Source organism: Paraburkholderia sp. SIMBA_053 (assembly GCF_046534895.1).
GTDB lineage: Bacteria > Pseudomonadota > Gammaproteobacteria > Burkholderiales > Burkholderiaceae > Paraburkholderia > Paraburkholderia caledonica.
In genome coordinates this window covers 1-343 of record NZ_JAWRXU010000268.1, presented here as the reverse complement: position 1 = coordinate 343, position 343 = coordinate 1, and the positions used below count along the sequence as shown (strand labels likewise).

Genomic DNA, 343 nt, shown 5'->3' with positions numbered 1-343 from the left:
AGCCGTATTACGGGCTATCCTGCGAATGATGTCGAAGGTCGGCCTGCGCTACCACTACTGTATTGTGAAGACGAAAATCAGGGCGGCGTGCAAACGCCTGAAACGTGCTATGTCTTGTGGGATATCGTGCAACAGCACGGTTATTGGCAAGGTGAGGTGTTTAATAAGCGCCGCGACGGCACGCTGTTTTCTCAGTGGTTAACGCTGAATCTCATAGCACCCGATAGTCACGATGACGGTTTGTGCGTGGCGGTGTTTTCCGACATCACCCACATTAAAGAGTCTCAACGCCAGGCAGAATATTTAGCCACCCACGACTCTCTTACGGGGTTGCCTAATCGCA

The 343-nt window shown here is 51.9% G+C and carries 1 pseudogene; it reads left to right on the top strand.

The window, feature by feature from the left end:
- Positions 1–343: pseudogene (locus tag SB753_RS35575) on the top strand (diguanylate cyclase); the annotation flags it as partial.